Genomic DNA, 4,966 nt, shown 5'->3' with positions numbered 1-4,966 from the left:
GTATTTTCAACCTCGGATGACGACACAGAATTTGCATGAACTTTTGTGGACAATTTTCCCACAAAGTCAACACCCTAGCTTGGGCGCACTCACAAGGGGGCAAAGGCAAACCGGAGGTAACGGAATATTTTCAAACAAAGATAACCTTGAGTCAAACTACGCCGAATATGCACTGTATGAACTGTTCAAGCAGATATTCCAAGGTCGATTTTATGAAGTCCCTTTAGGAAAGTTTGAGCAAATGACTGGATTGTGCTTAACCTCTCATGAAGGCGGGATGAAAATCGACTTGCCCCCATTGCGGCAATTCCTTAATCGGCTGCTGGCTTTACGCATCGATATGCAAAACATCATTTTCGAGCGTTTTGAGTTGTTGCTAAGTCAACAGATTGAAGCAGCGATCGCCGCAGGGGTCTATGAGATGGGTGTGGAAACTTTACGGGCTGAACGGTTTACTGTATTGAGCCAGGAAGCTGTATATACTCATGCTCAAACTGGTAGCGTCACCAATTACTTGAAAGTGGAACGCACTCAGAAGAACCACATCAGAACGGCTGACGAAATGCTTGAGTTTGCCAGTATGTACCAGGGGAAATTGATGGTTAACACCAAGTCTGGTCATGCTGCTGTATTAATTCCGACACATAGTATCTACGACGCTGATGGTGGTGTTGTACCAAGAGTGTTACTCGTCCGTCCCCAAAAAGAAACCCGTATACCAGTCAAGGATTTAGAATCTTCCACTTGGAAAGCGGTTTGTGTCGATACGTTCGTCGCAGGGTGGTCGAAGGAAGTGGACACACTGCCCAAATTCACAACCGATTACCTGCATTTAGTCACCGGTATTTTGTTGCCTATCTGGAAAATCCTACCACAGCAAAATAGTCGAGTATTCCGACTACAAACCAGCGATGGACAGAAAATTCTTGGTCGGGTGGTGAATGCTTCCGACATCCAAACTGTGCGAGAGCAACTCGGTCTGAAGAACCAGTTGTTAAGCCCAGCAGAACTTGTGAAGCTGGTACTGAACGAGAGATATACACAGCAATTGCCGGGTGGTGTAACCTTGCGACGTTCTTTCATTGCTGGTGAACCTCGCATAGAACTGGTTAATGCTATTTCACTGGCAGAGCGGCTTTTAGCTGCTGGATGTTTCACCGAGATCATCAACTGGCAAAAGCGCCTATTCATTCCGGTTTCAGACAAAGCATCAGCTATTCTAGCGGCTGTGATTGAAATCTTGGGATAATTCAAAAGCTGATGTATCTAATAAATACATCAGCTTATTTTTCGCTCAAACAAGAGTGTGATTTTATTGTCCGAAATGAAGGTAAGCGGACGATTTGTCGAGGTAATCTAAAAACGAGGGAGGAGATATTTCCACTTTCAGAAGAACGTGCCAGTGAGCTAGAAGTTACGATTTTAGAGAGGGAACGATTACTTCACAGGAAACATGAGCCATCACATAATGGACACCATATTAACAGTCATAATGTTGAGTTGAACTGAAATAGCAAAAAAGATTCGTAATTGTACTAAATAGCACACCCGCTTTTATTCAATTACGATTACCTTTGAAACCGCGATAATAATTCTTCACGATCAGCCTGTAAAAGTAAGCCAAGATATTCTTCCTNTAGATAACTGCATTAACTGAGGAATAATTGCCTCTAACTCACTATCTAAATTTCCAAAACGTACTTTTAAAAGCGTCGAAATTGTTTCCCTTCTTTCGATTTCCACACCTTCTTGTTGCCAACTTGTTACAATCTGCATAACTTCCTCTCGTTCATCTAATCCCATTGTACTAATCACCGCTTGAAAAACCTGCTTCTCAGTATCATCAAGCCGCAAATAAGTATCAACAAACCCCGAAATTAATTGCATCCGTGCTGGATCTAACCTTAAAGTTGTCAGTAACCGCAAACATTCCGCCTTCACCTGCGGACGTTCTGACACCGCAATATTCATCTTCGCCATCAACGCCGCTGCCACCGGATTTGGCTGCGTTAGAAAATCCCGCCAACTCAGACGATTTAATTGAATTGCTGCAAACTGAAATTCCAGCACCTTTAACTCGCCGAACGTGACACGATAATTTTGGGATTCAGCACGTTTTGGTTCATCGAAGGAGAAAATTACAACTGGATAAATTGGATTAAACTCAGCAAGACTGTCACCAGTCCTGCTGGTCTTCAAAACCGTGCATGAAACTTTCACCTCACACGGCTCCTCAATGACTTGACCCTTGTCATGGGTACTTCCCGCTTACCACATCACATTTGTTTCTGTATCGCTCTTATGTCGGTCATAAGAGTTGTCAGTGGCAGTTTTAACGTGGTGACAATGCCTATGTAAGGCTTGTAGATTATCATATATATCCTTTCCACTAACTGATTTAGGGATAATATGGTCAATCTCAATTAAATCGTCTTCTCTAAAGTACAGTCCGCAGTGGGCACATTTCCCTTTTTGCTTCTTGAGTAGTGTTGCTATCTTTTTAGGTACTAGGGGATTATTGCCCTTTCTTGCACTCCAGTATTTTAAGTTTCCATTGAACGGTGAAGCGTCACCTTTTACCTTTACGTGTCTCACAATTTCTTTTTGTGAGTGTTTGAATAGCTTCACTGTGACTTCACCGTTCTCTGTTGCTGCAAATACCCAATTTTCGCCGCCTACTGTGTGCCAATATTTATTGGCTACCCAACTACCTGATTTCTTGGAATGACGGCGTTTTCCCCAGCGTTTTAACTTCAGATACACTAGTCTGCCTAACTTTGAAAATATCTCTTTACTCACAACTGTTGAATAATAGTTTACCCATCCCCTTATTACCGGGTTAAGTTTACTGATTAGTGCTTCCTGTGGAGCGCTTTTGTGGTTATCGATTATTCTGGCTATGTCGTCGTAGTGTTTCTTTATTGCTTTGTCGCTGGGCTTGATGAGTGTTTTAAATCCTAACTTCTTGCCATGTCCGTTTTTTCCAGAGTTATTCTTCCCCACTTTGTATTGTTTCACATGGAAACCAAGGAAGTTAAATCCTATATATTGGGAGTTTACTCTATCAAAGAACTTGAAAGTTGAGACAATGCGGGTTTTGTTAGAATTTAATTCCAGTCCCATTTCTCCTAACCACTCTTTTACTCTTTCCTTGAGTAATATTATGTGAGCCTCATAAGGTGCAAGAATTACGAAGTCATCAGCATATCTGATTAGGGATATGCTGTTTATTCCGTTTTCCCTCTTGCTTCTTCCTGTTAAGCTGGCTGTAAAATCTTTTACTAGTTTTTCTAGCCCATGTAGAGCAATGTTTGCTAGTAGTGGGGATATTACACCACCTTGAGGGGTTCCCTCATTGGTTTCTGAGAATTGACCATTATCAAATACTCCAGCTTTTAACCATGTTTTTATTAACCTCCTCATGGTTGGGAATGTATTGATTTTAGTCAGTAATTTTTCGTGGTTGATTTTGTCGAAGCATTTTGATATATCGGCATCTAAGACCCATTTATTAGAGTATCTGATGCTATTAAATATTGCCTCGATTGCATCATGGGCACTGCGTCCGGGTCGGAAGCCATAGCTATTAGGTTCAAATTTTGCCTCCCATTCTGGTTCTAGTGCCAGTTTGACAAGCGCTTGAGTTGCTCTATCCTGCATTGTGGGAATTCCTAGAGGGCGTTTTTCAACGCTTCCGGGTTTAGGAATCCATACCCTACGAGTTGCCTTAACCTTGTGGTTTAGCTTCAGATTCATTACCAAAGTGAGTCTGGCTGATGGTTTCAGGGATTTTACACCGTCTACACCAGCCGTCTTCTTTCCTTGGTTATCCTGGGTAACTTTCCGTACTGCAAGGGCTTTTCCAGACCAAGACCTCATCAGGGTTTTTTGGAGTTTGCGAACTGCCTTGGCATCACCACGTTGAGAAGCTTGGTATATTCTTTTCTGAAGCTTGTATACGCTACGCTCTAGCTTGCGCCACTGTATCGTATTCCATTCCGCCGTAGTCTTTAAACTCGTTTTAGACATATATACTTCCTAGTCAGACCAATCCTTTCAAATCATCGTGAGTACGTCAGCATCTCTTAATCATTACGACTAAGCTTTCGCTTCTTACTCAATCTCACCGCGTTATTACATCCGGTTAGCACCTCCTCAGATATTCGACCATCTGAGAGTAAATAACGGGTTACTTCGTTCCGAATAACAATGCTATGTATCTTTAGAATGACACTCTTCACCGGGTTTGTTAGGGGTGCTAACTGGTCAGGATTTAAGCTGCCAATCCCATATCCTTTACCATTTTGGTTATAGCGATTCAGCCTAATTGCGCTATTTAAAATTAACGATGATTCGGACGTGTCTTTAAGCCGTAGCTTTATTCATGGATACTTTGCTTGACGGTTACTGCGTTAGGCTTGCAGTACTTTCGCCTTTTATTCCCGCTTTACCGATTGATGGCTAGTCTCTACAGTAGGGAATATGCTTTCACTCCAGCACTTAGAGGATGGGTTATGCTCCCATATTGTTATTCAGTTATCATAAGATTCACAAGAGTCTTATGCGGCTAATCCTCCCAAAGGCTTACTAGGCTTGGTTTATAGCCAACGAGTCGCACTAAATCATATTTTTCATGCAAGCGTGCAAAATACTTAAACATCCGCTTGGTAAATTCTGACTCAGTATAAGACTGATTTTCAACGTGAATTAAAAAATAAGTTTCCTGTTGCTGATAACGCACCTGCGCTAGCAAATCAATTTCTTTCTTTTCGCCAGATGTGACATCAGTAAATACATCTTGGGGTAAAAACTGGATAGAATCGCGGTCTATTTGGCTGGCTACTTGAGGCAGGAATAAATCGAGAAACTCAACAAAAAATGTAGATATTAATTCTTTGAAAAGCCTGTCATGGTCAATCATTCTAGCAACTCCTCCAACACGGGGCAGATATAGCGTAGCTGACAC

General features: G+C 41.9%; 2 protein-coding genes and 1 pseudogene. 1 reads left to right on the top strand and 2 read right to left on the bottom strand.

Annotation, left to right across the window (positions count from 1 at the left end):
- A partial coding sequence (locus CDG77_RS33365; RefSeq protein ID WP_190234142.1) for a strawberry notch C-terminal domain-containing protein occupies positions 1 to 1,249 on the top strand: 1,249 nt, incomplete at its 5' end.
- Between the two features lie 1,019 nt (positions 1,250 to 2,268).
- On the opposite strand, the gene ltrA is transcribed toward CDG77_RS33365, so the two are convergent.
- A complete protein-coding gene (gene ltrA / locus CDG77_RS33350; RefSeq protein WP_190234140.1) occupies positions 2,269 to 4,029 on the bottom strand; it encodes a group II intron reverse transcriptase/maturase in 1,761 nt (586 codons plus the stop codon).
- Positions 4,030 to 4,624: 595 nt separating this feature from the next.
- Positions 4,625 to 4,921 (bottom strand): annotated as a pseudogene (locus CDG77_RS33345) (Rpn family recombination-promoting nuclease/putative transposase); the annotation flags it as partial.
- Positions 4,922 to 4,966: the final 45 nt, after the last annotated feature.

This window comes from Nostoc sp. 'Peltigera membranacea cyanobiont' 213, assembly GCF_002245975.1.
GTDB lineage: Bacteria > Cyanobacteriota > Cyanobacteriia > Cyanobacteriales > Nostocaceae > Nostoc.
The sequence above is the reverse complement of the archived record's forward strand: the minus strand, read 5'-3'. Positions and strand labels throughout refer to the sequence as shown.

Coding starts and splice junctions, on each gene's coding strand:
- ltrA (WP_190234140.1), bottom strand. CDS start 4,029: ATGTCTAAAACGAGTTTAAAGACTACGGCGGAATGGAATACGATACAG.